Consider the following 17,420-nt stretch of genomic DNA (forward strand, 5'->3'; position numbering starts at 1 on the left):
TAAAAAAAGGGCTGATTCAGCCCTTTTTTAATTATTTTTTTGCGACCTTCTCTCTATGAAATATTGTTGCTTTATTCTGATACTTCTGCTGTGGGGGTGCAAGGATCAATCTACCTCCTCATCCTCATTATTTACGATTTTGCCCGGTTCACAGACAGGGGTGCGATTTGAGAATACAGTTGCCGAAAATGATTCATTCAATCTGGTAGATTACTATTATGTGTACAATGGGGGAGGAGTGGCTGTTGGAGACCTCAATAATGATGAGTTGCCAGACCTTTATTTCACTGGAAACCAGGTGGGCGATAGGCTGTATCTGAATAAGGGGAATATGAAATTTGAAGATATTACCGAAAAAGCAGGTATTCTCAAAGGAGGCTGGTCCACTGGGGTAACTATGGCCGATGTAAACGCCGATGGCTTGCTCGATATATATGTGTGTAAATCTGGGAATTACCCCGGAGCAAGGCGGGCCAATCAATTATATATTAACAAGGGCAACCTGCAATTTCAAGAGACCAGCCATCAGTACGGATTGGCTGATACTACTTATACCAACCAGGCTGCCTTTCTGGATTACGACAAAGATGGAGACCTTGACTTATTCCTGCTAACTAGCACCAATCAGGTACGCAATCCGAATATTGTACGACCAGTTATTGCTGATGGGACTGGCCTGGCTAACGACAAACTGTACCGCAACGATTCTAATGCTTCTGACTCCAGGTTTACAGATGTTACTCAATCAGCAGGTATTTTGCATGATGGATTTGGACTAGGAATTTCTGTAGCAGATTTTAATGACGATGGCTGGGAGGATATTTATGTGGCTAACGACTTTCTGGCCAATGATTTTCTCTACCTCAACCAGCAGGATGGCACCTTTGCGGAAGTAGGTAAAACGTATTTCAAACACCATAGCCAATTTTCGATGGGTTGTGATGCGGCCGATATCAATAATGATGGGTTAACTGACCTGGTTGTCGCAGATATGCTGCCGGCCGATAATGAACAACGGAAAAAAATGGCTGGACCAGCCAGTCATCAGCATTTTGAAAGTATTATCCGGGCCGGATACCACCCCCAATTTATGCGGAACATGCTGCAGGTGAATCTGGGAAAAGCCCCAGATGGCCGCATGGTATTTGCCGAAATCGGACAGTTCGCTGGCGTATACAGCACCGACTGGAGCTGGTCGCCACTGTTAGCAGATTTAGACAATGACGGCTGGCGTGATCTGTTCATTACCAATGGCTACCTCCGCGATATCACCGACATGGACTTTGTAGCCTATAATGATAAACTGGCCCGGTCTGGTACACAAACCGCGGAAGATATCAACGCGCAACTTCGTAAAGGGGCTATCCATATGGCCACTTTACGGAAGACCAATCGTTTCTTCCAGAACCGTAGAGATCTGACGTTTGAAGATGTAACTACCTCCTGGTTTGGTACGGAAGAGTCGTTATCCAACGGGACATCTTACGCAGACCTCGATCGGGACGGTGATCTGGATCTGCTAGTTAATAATGTAAATCAGGAGGCATATATCCTTCAGAATAATACTACTAAGTCAAATTATCTGCAGGTAAGGCTGCAAGGTTCAGCCGGTAACCTTTTTGGACTGGGTACAAAACTTATTGTACATACTAATGGAATTCGGCAAACATCTCATCAATCCGTGAGCCGGGGCTATCAGTCTTCAGTAGATTACATCCAGCATTTTGGCCTCGGTACAACGAAACAAATTGACTCACTGACCGTCATCTGGCCAGATGGAAATATTCAAATTTTGAGAAACCTGCCTGTTAACCAATTATTGACGGTAAGTTATGCTCAGAGTAAGCCTGCATCTGTATCTAAGGAAGCTGTTCAAATTGCGTTATTGAAGAATGTTACCGACTCTGTAGGTGTACAGTTGAAACACCAGGAAGAACCATATTTGGATTATAATCAGGAACCACTGTTATTGCATAAACTTTCGCAGCAAGGTCCCAAACTGACTGCAGGTGATGTAAACGGGGATGGACTGGAAGATCTATTTGTGGGAGGTTCATTCCGGCATTACGGAAAACTGCTGATTCAAACTTCAGGAGGACGCTTTGTGGAAAAATCCTATACAGATGAGTCTAAGCCAAAAGATGAAGAAGATGTAGATGTATTGTTTTTTGATGCAGACAGAGACAATGACCAGGATTTGTATATAGTGAGTGGTTCTAATGAATACTACGATGGCTCACAATACTTTCAGGACAGAATATACCTGAATTCAGGAAAGGGAAACTTTACGAATGCCACCCATTTGCTTCCCTCAATCCGGCACAGTGGTTCGTGCATAGCAGCAGTTGATTTTGATAAAGACGGAGATATTGATCTATTCCGGGGAGGAAGGGGCAAAGCGCTGCAGTACCCCCTGGCTGGTAAAAGTTATTTGTTGAAAAATGAAGGAGGGCGTTTTACAGATGTAACTGAAGAACTGGCAACAGGATTACGGGAAATAGGAATGGTTACCGATGCGGTATGGGCAGATGTGGACGGGGATAGCTGGCCAGATCTTATAGTAGTTGGGGAATTTATGCCCATTACTGTCTTTAAAAACAACGGAGGGAACTTGCATAAGGTAGCTATTGAAGGCTTGCAAGGGTCGGAAGGCTTCTGGAACTGCATCCGGTCCGGAGATTTCGACAAAGATGGCGATATTGATTTTATTGCTGGTAATATGGGTTTAAATAGCCGCTACCGTCTTTCTCCAAGCCAGCCCTTGAGCTATTATGTCGGAGATTATGATAATAATGGCCGTATGGATGCCATTGCCAGTTATTTTCTGAATGGGAAAGAATACCCTATTGCTTCCCGTGACGAACTGGGACGCCAGTTGCCACTGATTAAATTCCGCTTCACCAATTATGCCAGTTATGCAAAAGCCCAGATATCTGAACTTTTGCCACCAGAACGTTTTAAAGCAAGCACTGTAGTCAGGGCCTACCGGCAAGAAAGTGTTTATCTGGAAAATACTGGGACTTCTTTCCGGATAAAAACATTGCCTGCACTGGCGCAATGGGCACCTGTTCAAAGTATATGGGTGGAAGATGTGGATCAGGACGGGAACCTGGATGCCCTATGTGTGGGTAATGCCTACGATGCAGAACCTATTGTTGGAAAATACGATGCATTTACTGGCTTGCTATTGAAAGGAGACGGAAAAGGAGGGTTCCATCCACTTCTCTTCCCCCAAACCGGATTTCTTGCCGATGGAGATTGTAAAAGTGTAATAGGCATACAAGGACAAAGGCACAGTTTTTTTGTGGTTGGCGTCAATAACGGACTACTACAGGTGTTTCAACGTCTAAAAAGTCATTTATAATATCAGTAATGAAATGATCACTCTATAAAACAGCTTTAACTAGAGGAGCAAATGGGTATGAAAACATTAACTATAGAAGATGATTACACCTTAATTGATGCTGTTCATAAAGGCATTAATATTGGGTATTTTGATAAACTGCTTCAGGTGAGTGGTATGCAAAAAGGGCTGCTTGCCTCTTTAGTAGGCATAGATGTTAAAACAGTGGATAACTACCGGAAGAATGCTAAAAAATTGATGTTTTGGAAGGGAGCTATTCTTAAAATTAGAACGATTATTCCTTTGTGGAGAGGAGGTTTTTGAAGACATGAAAGAGTTTAGAGAGTGGCTCGGGATCAATTCTTTAAGTTTAGGCAATAAAAAACCCATTGAATTTCTCAATACTTCTACAGGGGTTGATTTAGTTTATGATGAAGTCCTGCGCATAGTGCATGGGTATGTCGTATAAGGCATGGAAGTATTTCAGATTACTAAAGCTAAATTTGCTGACCAGCTCTATGCACCCGGCATGGGGGTAGATGGAATCAGCATGGAGAAGAAGTCATTTACACAGCATCCTCCAGGTCTTTAGCCTGTTTAGAAAACCTAGCCCATAAAGGAGGCAATGTCAACAAATAGGATCTGATTGGTATGTGGCTAAAGACACGCCGGTACTGAAAGTTCCCTCGGCAGTGATTTCTGATGAGTTCAACTATGTATCAAATGCCAGGCATCCAAAATTCAAAGAAATCAAATTAATGGCTGTGTTACCTTTTGCTTTCGATAAATGCTTATGGGAGGACTTCGAAGATCTACAAAAACAGCTAGATAGTTTATGAAAGAAAGATTCTTAAACACTTAAGCATGCAGAGGCTTACTTCTTAAACTAATTTATCAAGTAGAATGACAATATATGGTAGAGTATGAGAAAAAATGAGTAGTTTCATTATAGGCAGCTATTCATTTACAAGAAGGGTTCATCATCTGTCTTGTTAGTATGGATGAACTTACTACCTTAAATCATAGTACTAAAAATAGGAGGGTAGGGGCAAGTTTTTAAAGGTATTTCTCGTGCAAAACGCATCTTTAGCTTGGCAAAGCCTTTGATTTTTCCTAGCGAAACGAAATAAAATAAGCTATTTAAAAATTATTTATTCAGACCTATTTCAGACCTGTGGCCTATAACTACTTGACTGACAGCAGACAGGCGCAATACTTGTAATCAGTAGGTCGTTGGTTCGATTCCGACTGGGGGCTCAATAAAAACCGCTAAATTTCGCAAATTTGGCGGTTTTGTGTTTTTAAAATTTGCAGTACCCAAAATGCAGAGATTTTTTTAAGAATTTTTTTAAAATCGAAAAGGGGTGTTTTGGGGCTTTTGGCTATTAACTTTGGAAAAGGATCATTTTTCCTACTAAACACAACAATAAAACACAGGAATAGTAAAATAAGATTTCTATTCCAAATTCATCGGAGGGAAAGAGCCGGCGAATGGATGGGGCTATTAAGGACCAAGCTATAGGGAACACTTCCGTAGCCTGATACTGGAATAAGTAGTAAAAAGAAGGGGAGCTTACAGGCTCCCTATAGATAAATGCTGTTTATTGTTTTCATTGCAGAAATGAGGGTTGCCAAAACATGTAAGGAAAATACAACGCTAATTTCAGTATACTTTTAACCTAAACCTTTTAACCAGTATCAAGCTGATTTTAACGTTAATGAAAGAAAATGAAAAAGGTAAACTATCCTTGACAAGAAATAATTACTAGTTCCACCTTCCTATCAGGGAGCCTCTTGACAAGGACCACTCCATAGAAAGCGCTTCCTTGTCACCCCTTGGGGCAATTCTTCTTGTGGGGGTATCCCATCCAAGATAGGGATATTAGAAACAGAAGCAATCCTATCCCCCTGCCACTCCATTTCAAATAGGATCCGGTCTAACAGCACATCCAAGACATAGTCTGCCGCCTCTTGGGCAATCGCCTTGGCTTGTTCTTCCACAGAAGAATTGAGCAGATAATATGGGCAATTAAAGTGAGAATGCGTAATGAATTCGATCACTAATGTAATCTCATTGTCTTCTACCCACATCACTAAATCCCCAGTAGAGGGATGTTGTGCAGCTAACCTGAGGCAGGGTCCATAGTGACCAATTAATTCAAAGCGCCATTGAAAAGAAAAAAGTTGAAGTTCGTCCATCAATCGTTCAAGGAGAAGTTGGGCAGGAATGATAGGTGAGGTTTGCATGGTAAGACTTATTTTGTTTAGCTTCCACTCCTGTAGTGGATCATTGAATCAAAGATGGACAGCTCCTGCGCAGTCTATTTGCGCAGGAGGAAATATTTCACGATTTTTTTGTCGATTCATCTAACAGCTTCAATGCGGTGAGGTAGATTAGATTATAAGAGTTAGTTCTAGTAAGGACAGTTTCTACTTTACATATTGCTACTTATATACCTGCAAAAAATGGGGCATTGATTGTACAAAAGCGATGGGAGACAGGAGTTATCTGCATTCACCTTGACTTTTAAGTAAATATTAATTAACTCACTTATCCAATAAGCCTATTGCCCTATAAATTAGGTGTTTGATCGCCATCTGTTGCGATCATCACCTCGATAGCACTGCCTATAAGCAGAACAGAGATGAATCATTAGAAACGTAAACTTGCCTGCTTATGCGTTTGCTATGGCTTTTAGTCTACCTCTTGTCCGTCCCTTATTGTTTTTCACAGACTTCGATAAAAATAGCCGGGAAGGTGATCGATCAACAAAGTGGACAGCCGCTCGCTTATGCTCATATCGGCTGTGAAAAATGTCTGACAGGTACTGCCGCCAATGAAGAGGGAATCTTTGAGATCACCGTAACTAACTTTCCTGTCAAGTTGCTTTTCTCCTATGTAGGCTATTAAAGCGCCCAACTACTGCTCTCAGACTATTCGGCTGCACTTCTCGTGAAGCTAACACCAGGCACGATCCTGTTAGCAGAAGGGACAATTGCTGCTCAACAAGATGCCCAGTATCTGCAAACCCTTGTACTAAAAGCCTATCAAAAGGCCAAGAAACAAGCTAGCCAGAAAACCTCTGCCCAAGCTTTTTATCGACAAACCACCAGCAATGACAGCGCTTACTCGGAAGTTTATGAGATTTTCTACCAAACACAGGTATCCACTACAGGCATCCAGGAATGGCAACCACTTGAAGGCAGATGTGCTATTAGCAAAGATCTTGCAAAGAATAACTATGTGTATACTTATAATTTACCCTTCTTTCGCAGACCTTTCATCTGCTGGGGGAGTCCCCTACAACGCCCTTTCTGACTCCTTCTAGCAAATACAATCTTAAGCGGTATGCACTTTCTGTAAACAAGGTCATCCAAACTAATGGGAGGAGGGTTGCGATTGTAGATTTTAAACCCGGAGCCGACGTGAAGCAAGTAGCATTAGCCGGTAAGCTGTGGATTGATCTGGACAGCTATGACATCTTGCGTATGAAGGGACAGCTGACTACAAGCTGTAGCTTGAAAAACACAACCGGGTCTACAGATTTCTGCCCACACTTGCCATAATAAGGGGCTACTGCCTTGTATAAGAAGGTTAAGTCTAACAACGGCTTTAAGCGTCGGTAGAGATTCTGCTTTGGAATATAGTCTTCTACTGCCTGTGAAAGGCAATTTTTGATGAATTTTCTTTTGCCTACCATTCATAAAGATACTTCTCGCAGACCAAAATCAAAAGTATTAGTTGTGCAACACCCAGGGGTAGTTATTTGAACAATTTTATTTAATCTTTACTCTTAAGTTGGTGGTCAAAACTTAAACCGGTGAGGAAATTTAATATCTTGTGCCATACATGGATGGCAAGGGAATAATTTAAAACCTTCCCCAACCATTTGAATCCAAGAAAACAGAGTTTTATGCTTACACAAACATGCAGGCTTGCACTGCTGCTCCTAATTTTCATCACGCTCAATCTCACTGCTTTTGCTCAGGAAGTATTTCCGGATGGAACGCCCATACCAGAGTGGTTCCGCCAACACAAACCTACCGATATCACTAAATTAGGAAAGCATTACCGTATTACAGACTATTACCTCTCAAACGACAGTACCCTCATCCAGACAGAGCTTATACAGTCGGTTATAGATAAAGCCCATGAGAACGGTGGTGGCGTTGTCATTATACCTAAGGGGACTTTCTTAAGTGGTTCACTCTTCTTTAAGCAGGGCACACACCTACATTTAGAAGAGGGCGGCAAGCTAAAAGGCAGTGACGACATTAGCCATTTCCCACTGTTGATGACCCGTATGGAGGGGCAAACAGTAAAGTATTTTGCTGCATTGATGAATGCCGATGGCCTTGACGGATTTACTATTTCAGGGAAAGGAACCATTGACGGCAATGGACTGCGTTACTGGAAATCGTTTTGGCTCAGGCGTGAATTTAATCCCAACACTACTAATATGGATGAAATGAGGCCCAGGCTGGTTTATATCTCCAACAGCAAAAACGTTCAGCTTTCAGGAGTGAAATTAATCAATTCCCCTTTCTGGACCACTCACCTATATAAATGCGAAAATGCAAAGCTTCTCGACCTCTATATCTACTCTCCGAAAAAGCCGGTAAAAGCTCCTAGTACCGATGCAGTAGATATTGATGCCTGCAAGAACGTGCTCATCAAAAACTGCTATATGTCAGTAAATGATGATGCGGTTGCCCTCAAAGGCGGCAAAGGTCCGCGTGCCGATAAGGACTCTAATAATGGAGCTAACCAAAACATCATCATCGAAGACTGCACGTACGGATTCTGCCACGGTGCATTAACGTTAGGAAGCGAGTCTATTCATAACCGCAACATAATTTTGCGTCGCATCAAGGTAAACCACGCCGAGCGTTTGCTTTGGCTTAAGATGCGTCCTGACACGCCGCAAACCTATGAACACGTGCTGGTAGAAGACATCGAGGGCCATGACATAGGCAACTTTATATTCATCCGCCCATGGACACAGTTTTTCGACTTAAAAGGGGAACAGGTATCTGGCACCTCTGTTGCCCGAAACATCACCATGCGCAATATAAAGCTAGATTGCAATAACTTTTTCAATGTGGGAATAGCAGATAAGCATAGTAATACACCAGGTTACAAAACCAAGATGTTGGACTTTCGATTTGAAAACATTGAAGTAAAGGCGAAAAATTTCCTTGAAACAGACACATCCATGATAGAAAATTTTAAACTTAAGAACGTTGTCGTTAATAAGAAGAAACTTTTCTAGATAAATAATATCCCTACAATCCGCCGGCTGAACTATGCCCGTTAGATCTTTGTATAACGAAGGGGAGTTAAAATAACTCCCCCTTTCGGGTAACTGAAAAATCTACCTATCAAAACCGTTCTCTCTCCAATCTCCATTTTTATGAGGGAAGCCTAAAATGGCAGAGAAAGCCCTAGCATAGAAAGTAGACCCGGAAGGTGGAACCTTTGCCTACCTGACTTTCTACAGTAATTTCACCTCCGGCATTCTCAACCATCTTCTTGATCATGTATAAGCCAATGCCAGAACCTTCCACGTGGTCATGAAAGCGGCGGAACATAGTAAAAAGCTGATCCAGCCGCCTTGGTTGGATGCCTAATCCGTTATCACTGACCCTTAGCACTTGCCCTCTAGAGGTGCACTCACAACCAATATGCACCAGGGGTACTCGTTCAGGGGAACGGTACTTAATTGCGTTGGATAAGAGATTATAGACCACACTGCGTAAATTCTTCTCTGAAAAACGGATGGGCGGGCATGCCTTTACGTCTATGCTTACTTGAGCATTAGTGGCAACCATCAGGGGCTCTAGGTCAAGCAGCACTTCCCCAATTACTTGGGCTAAATCTACTAAAACCGCTTCTTTGCTGTTTTCCTTTTGCAGTTTGACTACTTCGGTAAGACTATCAATGGTTCGCTTAAAGCGTTCCACCGAATCTTGCAAGAGACTGCGGATGCGTCCTACCCGTTGCATGGCTACTAGATCAGCAGGCAATGTACGCCAGAGATTCTGTATGAGGCCCTCAATGTTGGTAATAGGGGCTTTCAAGTCATGGGAAGCCGTGTAGATAAAATTATCCAGGTCATTGTTGATCCGGATCAATTGTCTGTTTTTTGATTCAAATTCCTCAGCCAAGCTACGGAAACGCGTCTCACTTTCTTTCAGCCGTTGCTCGGCGTTTTTTCGATCATCAATGTCAAGCCCTACCCCCATCATTCCGATGAATTGCCCATTTGGTGAGAAGCGAGGGGTGGCTTTCCATAAAATGGTGCGGTAGATCCCATCCGTTCCTTTTTGACGATTTTCAAAGGTACATGACGCCCGTTTAGTAAATCCCTCCATATAGATGTTAGTAGCCGGCTCAATGTCATCAGCATGTGTGATTTCGGCCCAGGCCCGTCCTTTGGAATCTTCCATGGCTACGCCAGTATAGTCTCGCCATGTTTTGTTCAGATATTCTACCTCTGCATTCTCTCTGGCAAGAAAAAGGAAGACAGGGGCATCATCGGCAATCGCACGAAAACGCGCTTCACTTTCTTTTAACGCTTCTTCCATCCGCTTGCGTTCTGTCACATTGCTTGCTGAACCCAGCCATTCAACAAGGCTGCCTTCAGAATTTAGAATAGGAATTGCACGCGAGACAGTCCAACCTATCGTTCTGTCGGCAAGTCTTATTCTATGCTCTAATTGAAATATACTTTTATGTTTGATTGCTTGATTGATTGCATGTCTGACAGGTAATTGATCAGTAGGAGGAATATTTTTCTCAAACCAATCTCTTTGGGGCTTTCCCGTATCTGGAATGAATACATTGCCCTGCAGTACACCCATTTCGCTCCAATCTGCTGACATGGTGAAAATTAAATCAGAGCTTGCCGTAATAAGTGTCCGCAAATGCTCTTCTCTCTTCCCTAAGGCTTGTTCAGCCTGTTTTTGTTTCCTTTCGGCAAGCACCCGCTTTGTAGTTTCGACAACAATGGCCAATACGCCCGCAGGGTTTCCCCGCTCATCTATTACCGGACTATAGTTCAAGTCCATCCAAACTTGTTCTGCTTCATTGTTTCTATAAAGGGTAAACGGCTGATCTTTGTAGGAGAGCGTTTTACCTTCCAAGCCATTTTGCATCACATGGCGGTTAAAATCTGCTACCTCCGGCCACCCTTCCACTACCTTTGATCCTAACAGAAAGGGGTGTCTTGCTCCGGCAAAGACGGCATAGGCATCGTTGTAAATCATAACCCCCTCGCTCCCCCATAGCATGACAAGTGGAACGGGCGATCGAAGGACAATGCTAACAGCGGTTTTTAAGCTTTGTGGCCATTGTTGGCAGCTTCCAAGGGAGGTTTTATCCCAGTCAAAAGCCCTGATCAATTCTGCAAGTTTCCCGCCCCCTGAAAGAAAGTGACTCTTGTGTTCCTCGCCTTGTGGCTCGTTAATATTCTTCATTGATTCAACCTGTTCTCAAGGCATGGAATAGCTATCCAACCGATTCGATGCCTTCATCAAAATTTAGATTGAAATTTATGAATATTTTTGATTTGTACTAGGTAAAAAAACTTGGTTGTTTGGATTAATGAACAATTTTTTAATTGCACATCCTGTTTTGATTTTAAGATAGATGTTACTTAAGTTAAACCCATAAATTTTTAAACAGCCAATATTAACGGTAGTTAATTTAACCGCCCCTTTCTAGTAACAGAAAAGCAAGATAAATTAAAAAACTACTAAATTTTCTTCTCTGCATCTTTCCTACAAGAGGAGGCCTGCCAGGTGAATATATACCCTTATGTTGCTCTATGTTATTTGTGCTCTGAACTTAGCGTCCAGTTCATTGCCAAAATAGGTGCCTAGCCTTAACTTCTTACCGGCTGTGGAGCATCTTCAAAATGCTTATATTTTCCAAGAAGTTTACCTAGATGGTAAGTAGCCGGGATAATTGCCTTTTTTACAAAGCTGGGTATTTCGGGTAAGTCATATTCAGAAGCATAGCGGGTCATCAGATAAGCGCCATCAAAGGCTTCCGGTTCCCCTTTCCCCGATTTGTTTTGTGCAGCGTAAATGGATGAGAGAAAAAAAACAATTGTGTTTGCCGGTTTAATCCACCCTTTGCAATGCAATATATCTTCACCGGCATTCCAGAAGCGGTGAGCTATACCTCTTTTGAAAAATAGACTTTCCCCTTCTCCGGCATAGTGCTCTACTCCTCCTTGAATCTGATAGCCAATACGGCCTTTTACTACTGTTAACTCCTCGTCTTGCAGCCAGTGGGTATGCATCAGTGGACCTCTGCCGGGCTGTATATAGTTTTCTACCAGTACTTTGTCGCCATCTGGCTCTTGTTGCACTTTGAGGAAAATTAGCTTTTCACCCATACAGTTTTCTATGGTGTGGGGATAATTTATTGTCATAGGTTTATTGTTTTCAACAAAATTAATTACTTTTGGACAATGTCCAAACATTTTACTAATAATTTTTGGACATTGTCCAAAAGTAAATGAAAACAGAAGAGAAGATCTTAGCAAAAGCCCTGGAACTATTTAATGAACGGGGCGTGGAATATGTAGGCATGCGTGAACTGGCAGCTATCTTGAATATGAGAGTGAGTAACATTACCTACTATTTTCCAACCAAAGACGATTTGGTGTATCAGCTAGCGGTAGATTTGGGTGTACTAAACGCCCAGGTATTTGTGCATAATCCGGCTATCACACTTGAGGGTTTTCTGCACATGCTGAAGGCAGTATATGAGAATCAGCTTAGGTATAAATGTCTTTTTTTGAGTGTTGTCCACTTAATGAAGCAAAATAAAAAAATAGCTACCCGGTACCAGCAAACCCAGACTGAGCGGTTCGCTACGCTGCGGTTGAATTTGCAAACTCTTGTCCAATCCGGTGAATTGCTACTACAAGATGAAAAGGAGCTGGAAATTTTACTTTCCACTCTTTCCCTTGTCAACCGCTTCTGGATTTCAGAAGCACAGATTTCTTACCTGCACTTAGCTGCAGCGCAGCAAATACATCATTACTTACTGATAATTTCTCAGTTGTTGTTGCCTTATGCTTCACAGCAAGGAGCAGCGAAACTTAACTTACTACTCAAAAATGCAGAGATAGAGATATTCTAATTTTCTATCAAGTTTTCATTTATGTTAGTTTTCATTCTTACCCATATCTGAAGTTTCAGCAAAGGGGGAGATAATTTAACTACCAATAAAGTTTATATAGAGGATGGATATAAAAATGAAGAGCCTCTTTCAGGAGAGACTCTTCATCAGAGGCGAAACAAATTTCTGCATTTAGTATCTGCTAAAGAGGAACTTGCGCCTCATGTGTACCTGCTAAAACCATTGTAATGTTCAGCCGGAAAGAGGGGATGACTCTAATTGACTTTAAGGTAAGGAATATAATCTAGCTTGACAATACCTAGTTTTAGGTATTTTTATATTATTTTCGTTAACACCAATATTTTGGTCTTGAAAAAAGAGGACACTGATTTAAGCATTACGCACCCAAGGCAATAGAGAATAAAGGCAACTTTGCCCCATTCAGATAACTTCTAAAAAGTCACTTATTATGAATGGTATGGCTCTTGTTGCCAAAATCATCACCTATCCTTACTTTATTATGTTTAAGCGTAAGGTAGATAAGCATGGAATTTCAAGACTAAACAAACATCCGATTACTGGATTATAGCAATCGGATGTTTGTTTAATAGATAGGATTGATGAAGGTTGGATTACTTGCACTGGTATGAATAAGTAGTCTCATCTATATCTACATCATTCGCATCCACTATCCCATCTCCATTGATATCTCCTGTGCTTGTAGAAGTTGATCTGGTAGGAAATCCTTTTTCATTGAATTCATAGGTGAAGATTTCTCCACTTTCAGCTGAATCATCAGAAGCATAAGAAGAGGTATAGGTTTGCTTCTTTAGCATATTTTTAGAAGGCGTAGCTCCATAGCCTGTATTGAGTAGTTCTTCTATGGCTGACAATTTATTGTCCCTATCTAAGTAATACTCATAGGTTGTAGTATTGGAATAGGTACTGCTTCCCGCTGTATACGAAGTGGTGCTTTTAGTAAGATTGCCACCTGCATATTCATAAGTAATGATCCCATAACTGGTTGTCACTTTAGTGCGGTTACCATTGCTATCATATTCCGCAGTGCTCACCTGTGTAGCACTACTGCCTGGCTCTGAGCTGGTCATTTTGATCCATTGCCCTTTGGCATTATATTCTATTACCCCGCTCTCTTCTACCTGAGTATCCTCATAGGAGAGTATTTTTACTACCCGGTTATTGTTGTCATATTCAAGTATGGCATAGCCTTCCTCATGAGTAACTTTGCTGACACGGTTTTTGCTATCATAGGCAAGCAGTTGACTCTCGTTTCCATAACCTATTTGTGTCAGAAGGCAGGAAGGAGTATTGGCAGGTGTAACGGCTTGTTCATCTTTGCTACAGGAAGTAGTCAAGGTAATAGAGCCTAAAGCAATACCTGCAGAGAAAAGTAATTGTAGGGAATGTTTTGTGAAAATATTCATTTGCATAAAAAGGGTTATATACTAGCCTCACTTAAGAAGTGAGGCAACCCTAAATGCATATACATGTTGGTAAGTAACTGTTATAAAAGCAGGCGAGAAGGTAAGATTTTACTTATTTTAGCTAAGATCTTCCCTGATCAAGCTAGATGATTTGTCAACATATTTTGCTTTTCATTCCTTAACAGACGAGGGTAGTCAAAACACGCCCTCTGCATTTCGCTCTCTTTCCCATTTTATGTAGGAATAACAAAGGGAAGAATAAATTAAGCTACCTTCATATGTATACTGGCTTTTACGTATCATTTATTTTTTTGCAAAGAATAGCTCTGCATTTTTAGAATAGATTTTTTGTTTTTGTTGTTGGGATAAAAAGTCAAGTGCTTCTATAGAAGCAATCACCTGATGAATGTTTCCATTGTCGGACCCAAACATGAGCCGATCCTCTAAGCCTGCTCCAATAAAGCTTTTCATGATCGAATAGAACTTTTCAGAAGCGACAATAGCAGGGTTAGAAATGACAGAAACATCGGCATAGACATGTTTATTTAACTTCATAATAGCAATCGTCTCCTTGTAAAATATATCGCCACTGTGCATAATTCACACTTTCATGGTGGGAAATTTCTTTAGCATCTTCTCTAGGAGTAAAGGATTGCCCATCTCCATTTTAAAATTTGGACTCCCATGGCCAGGCCCTGCTCCACCAGTATGAATGCCCACCGGTAGCCTGTATTTTACAGCTAAGGCAAAATAGGGATTCAGCAAGGTATCCAAGGAAGAAATGCCATAGTACTGACTTAACACTTCCCCAAGAAAATCAATGTTGTTCGCTTTAATTTGTCCCTCTACCCATTTGAGATGGCCACTCTTTACCATCAGAAAAACAGGCCTGCAGGCTGTAAGGCACTTTGCCATTCGGACAAGGAAACATGAGTCCATACAGCAAGGACATCTTCGATTGAGCCCGGTAAGTGCTTTGACCCTCCCAGGAGCTACTGATGGCCGCCTTGTAGACACCTGCAGCTTGTAAAGCTTTTATATGGCCTATTATATCCTTTGCTCCATGTAAATGCACATCAAACACTTTAGGAGGCTCTTTTTTTGAAGCAGAAAAACAAAGGCAGCTAAGGGTAATCAAACAAAACCATGTCTTCATAGTGTTTTGATAAAATGATAAACCTAGATTCCTTAAAGCATTGCAGCCAATCGATAAATACAATATAAGGTTTCAAGCGTATAATTTTAGCAAAAGGATGATAAAACTGTAGGTAAGAGAGTAACTCTGGTAAAGAAGCTTGAATGCAGTTTCATCTATCCCCCGTTTAATATAGGTAGTTAATTTAATCTCCCTATTCGAGTAACTTAAGAATATGGCCAAGAGGGGAGCATATTTGTTATCAATATTCCCCATCTTGCCTTGATAGGCATTTTCCCAAAAAGGGTGAATATATTACTGCTCTTATTACCTTCCAGAACAAGAGCGAATTAAGCTTCATGAGCGTATTAATTTTTGCTGCTATAGTAGTTAGTTTAGATATACTGCTGATAGGTATATTAGCTGTAGCTACCAGTAGGTGGGTAGATGAGTGGATGAGCAAGAAAGAAGAGACCTATCTGTTTGGACATCAGAGAAAAGAAAGCGAGGAATTGACAATTTACTAGTACTGCTTTTAAAGGGTTAGTTCAGGTATAGTATGTAGAATGGGTATAGGTTTATTGATCTGTTCCTTTATTTAAACCCAAACAGCAAGGGAAACAGAAAGGTCACAATCATTGTCCATAGGCAGTAAATGGGCAGGTAGAAAGCAATGGCCTTACCCACTGCGCTTAAGTCAACCTTCTTTAAGAGTACCCTGAAGAGTTGTACTGTTACTAATATAAGATTTATCAAAATCAAGACATTTCCACCTAGAACAGCGGCCCTGTTAGGCGTAATCCCCCATTCTGTAATCCGGAACAAGATTGCAGATAGCGCAATACCATTTACGAGAATAGTTACCACAGATAGCAGAAAAATAACCCATAATTCAATTCCGTGTTTAGTTGAATTAGCTGTTTCAGCAACGGAAAAGAAAATAATGGCCATCACACCAATTAATAAGCCATTAAATATCAATAAAAACTCCCGGTCATTATAAGGGTCTTTCCCGGAATAATCGATGGCTACCAGATAGATCAAGAGCATCACTAGTACCAGTGGACTAAATATTCTGGCAATCACCGGGGAAACTCTACCAACTAACTGCGGATTAGTTTGAGTAAGATAGGTGCCAAAGATTGGTGCAGCAGGCAAACCAAAAAGGACAACATTCTCAAAATAAAACTCTTCAATCTGAAAGCCAATGAGTGAGAAAAGCCCAATAGTTAATCCGGTCATGATTCCCCCCGCTATAAACATGAGCGTGGTCATGACAATTAGGTCGCCATTATATTTCAAATAACTAAGCCGTTTCTCATCCTTATTTCTGATTTCCCCAACAAAGGCAAAACCCAAAATTGACCATAGAAATAAGAGTAAATGAACGCACGATAAGAGTAATGTATCACTTTTATTTACATCAGGAAGAAAATTGATGAATAGTAAACTCAAAAAGGTTGTACCCACAATAAAAGCAATCTTACTCCTTGAGAGTTTATTCTTCCAAGCAAAGTAGGCAGCTAAGGCAGGAAAAATGATGAAACCTATATTTCTGGGATAGAAAAAGTCTTCATCTATACTTAAAAGTGCCGGTAGTTTTGCTATCAGACCCGCTAGCAGACAAGCAATAAGCACAACGACCAATTCTCTGTTTGTACCCCAATTGATCTGATCACTTTCGTAATTTAAGCGTGCATTCCAGAAATCAGCCAGTGAGTTACCTTTTAGCTCCGGATAGAGTGCAAGGAATGATCGCTTAAAATGCACCTTATTTGTTCTGTATAGCTTTTCTAGGTGCCCAGGGTCGTTTAAATGAATACGTATTTCCTCCTTCATTCTGGTATATTTACGATCTCTTAAAGTAAAATCTTTGATAATGAATGTTTAAGTATTTCAATCCTAAAATGTACTAGGCCACATCCAAATGAAGTGTCCAATAAAAAACAATAGGAGATCTATCACTTTCTTCAACCTATTTACTTGTACAGTTAATACATAAATTAACACATGACACTACCTAAAGCTAGTGGTAGCTTTCCTTACTATATTATTCCTGTTTACCTTTTTAAAAGTACTTTGTATTTCAAAGTTAAAAGATAAGTTATTCTTATACAAACTTTGCTGAAAGTAATTTTTATAATACCATTATCATCCATGGGCGACCTGTCCTTGGTGGCTGATCTTTATGTGTACATCCGCTAAGTGGATAGGTCAATTAATCAAAAACAAAGGCAAATGATTGTTTATGGCATTGATTGCACATCTTTGCCCTTCCTAATATGGGTGGGTTACCTGAAAAGGGCCTGGGTGTTGCACAACTGCTGGTTTGAAATCTGGCTTCTGAGTGGTAAATTCAGG

Annotated in this window: 14 protein-coding genes and 2 pseudogenes; 9 read left to right on the forward strand and 7 right to left on the reverse strand. The window is 41.0% G+C overall.

Annotated elements, in window-relative coordinates:
* Positions 1-55 precede the first annotated feature (55 nt).
* The 4 genes and pseudogenes from Q0590_RS23640 (at position 56) to Q0590_RS23650 (ending at position 4,182) form a co-directional block, all read left to right on the forward strand.
* Positions 56-3,364, forward strand: a complete 3,309-nt coding sequence (locus Q0590_RS23640; RefSeq protein ID WP_302040090.1) for a VCBS repeat-containing protein — start codon at positions 56-58, stop codon at positions 3,362-3,364.
* A gap of 57 nt (positions 3,365-3,421) precedes the next feature.
* Positions 3,422-3,667 (forward strand): hypothetical protein, encoded by a 246-nt coding sequence (locus Q0590_RS23645; RefSeq protein WP_302040091.1) that lies wholly within the window; start codon positions 3,422-3,424, stop codon positions 3,665-3,667.
* A 4-nt stretch (positions 3,668-3,671) separates the two neighbouring features.
* Positions 3,672-3,812 carry an antitoxin Xre/MbcA/ParS toxin-binding domain-containing protein gene (locus Q0590_RS37580; protein ID WP_366970501.1) on the forward strand — a complete coding sequence of 47 codons (141 nt, stop codon included), beginning with the start codon at positions 3,672-3,674 and terminating at the stop codon, positions 3,810-3,812.
* Between the two features lie 95 nt (positions 3,813-3,907).
* Positions 3,908-4,182, forward strand: a pseudogene (locus Q0590_RS23650) (RES family NAD+ phosphorylase).
* Positions 4,183-5,125: 943 nt separating this feature from the next.
* Here the strand turns inward: Q0590_RS23650 and Q0590_RS23655 are convergent.
* The gene (locus Q0590_RS23655) at positions 5,126-5,590 is read right to left on the reverse strand and encodes a hypothetical protein (RefSeq protein ID WP_302040092.1); all 465 of its coding nucleotides are present in this window, start codon (positions 5,588-5,590) and stop codon (positions 5,126-5,128) included.
* A 460-nt stretch (positions 5,591-6,050) separates the two neighbouring features.
* Between Q0590_RS23655 and Q0590_RS23660 the strand changes: the two genes are divergently transcribed.
* Both Q0590_RS23660 and Q0590_RS23665 read left to right on the forward strand, forming a co-directional pair.
* Positions 6,051-6,254: a carboxypeptidase-like regulatory domain-containing protein gene (locus Q0590_RS23660; protein WP_302040093.1), complete on the forward strand. Its 204-nt coding sequence runs from the start codon at positions 6,051-6,053 to the stop codon at positions 6,252-6,254.
* Positions 6,255-6,296: 42 nt separating this feature from the next.
* Positions 6,297-6,662, forward strand: a complete 366-nt coding sequence (locus Q0590_RS23665) for a hypothetical protein (RefSeq protein ID WP_302040094.1) — start codon at positions 6,297-6,299, stop codon at positions 6,660-6,662.
* Positions 6,663-6,816: 154 nt separating this feature from the next.
* Here Q0590_RS23665 and Q0590_RS37815 read toward each other — a convergent pair whose 3' ends face one another.
* Positions 6,817-7,044, reverse strand: coding sequence for a transposase (locus Q0590_RS37815; protein WP_465269396.1), 228 nt, complete (start codon positions 7,042-7,044; stop codon positions 6,817-6,819).
* A 213-nt stretch (positions 7,045-7,257) separates the two neighbouring features.
* On the opposite strand from Q0590_RS37815, the gene Q0590_RS23670 reads away from it, so the two are divergent.
* Positions 7,258-8,616 (forward strand): rhamnogalacturonidase, encoded by a 1,359-nt coding sequence (locus Q0590_RS23670; RefSeq protein WP_302040095.1) that lies wholly within the window; start codon positions 7,258-7,260, stop codon positions 8,614-8,616.
* 172 nt (positions 8,617-8,788) lie between these two features.
* Here Q0590_RS23670 and Q0590_RS23675 read toward each other — a convergent pair whose 3' ends face one another.
* Entirely contained in the window at positions 8,789-10,822 is a 2,034-nt protein-coding gene (locus Q0590_RS23675; RefSeq protein ID WP_302040096.1) for a PAS domain-containing sensor histidine kinase, read from the reverse strand.
* 407 nt (positions 10,823-11,229) lie between these two features.
* Positions 11,230-11,784: a cupin domain-containing protein gene (locus Q0590_RS23680; protein ID WP_302040097.1), complete on the reverse strand. Its 555-nt coding sequence runs from the start codon at positions 11,782-11,784 to the stop codon at positions 11,230-11,232.
* Positions 11,785-11,870: 86 nt separating this feature from the next.
* Here Q0590_RS23680 and Q0590_RS23685 point away from each other — a divergent pair, with 86 nt between their 5' ends.
* Positions 11,871-12,500, forward strand: a complete 630-nt coding sequence (locus tag Q0590_RS23685; protein WP_302040098.1) for a TetR/AcrR family transcriptional regulator — start codon at positions 11,871-11,873, stop codon at positions 12,498-12,500.
* A 611-nt stretch (positions 12,501-13,111) separates the two neighbouring features.
* Here the strand turns inward: Q0590_RS23685 and Q0590_RS23690 are convergent.
* Both Q0590_RS23690 and Q0590_RS23695 read right to left on the reverse strand, forming a co-directional pair.
* Entirely contained in the window at positions 13,112-13,924 is an 813-nt protein-coding gene (locus Q0590_RS23690) for a hypothetical protein (RefSeq protein WP_302040099.1), read from the reverse strand.
* Positions 13,925-14,227: 303 nt separating this feature from the next.
* Positions 14,228-14,863, reverse strand: a pseudogene (locus tag Q0590_RS23695) (amidohydrolase family protein).
* A gap of 555 nt (positions 14,864-15,418) precedes the next feature.
* On the opposite strand from Q0590_RS23695, the gene Q0590_RS23700 reads away from it, so the two are divergent.
* Positions 15,419-15,586, forward strand: coding sequence for a hypothetical protein (locus Q0590_RS23700; RefSeq protein WP_302040100.1), 168 nt, complete (start codon positions 15,419-15,421; stop codon positions 15,584-15,586).
* Positions 15,587-15,653: 67 nt separating this feature from the next.
* On the opposite strand, the gene Q0590_RS23705 is transcribed toward Q0590_RS23700, so the two are convergent.
* Positions 15,654-16,898, reverse strand: a complete 1,245-nt coding sequence (locus Q0590_RS23705) for a hypothetical protein (protein ID WP_302040101.1) — start codon at positions 16,896-16,898, stop codon at positions 15,654-15,656.
* Between the last annotated feature and the right edge of the window lie 522 nt (positions 16,899-17,420).

This window comes from Rhodocytophaga aerolata (assembly GCF_030503435.1).
Lineage (GTDB): Bacteria > Bacteroidota > Bacteroidia > Cytophagales > 172606-1 > Rhodocytophaga > Rhodocytophaga aerolata.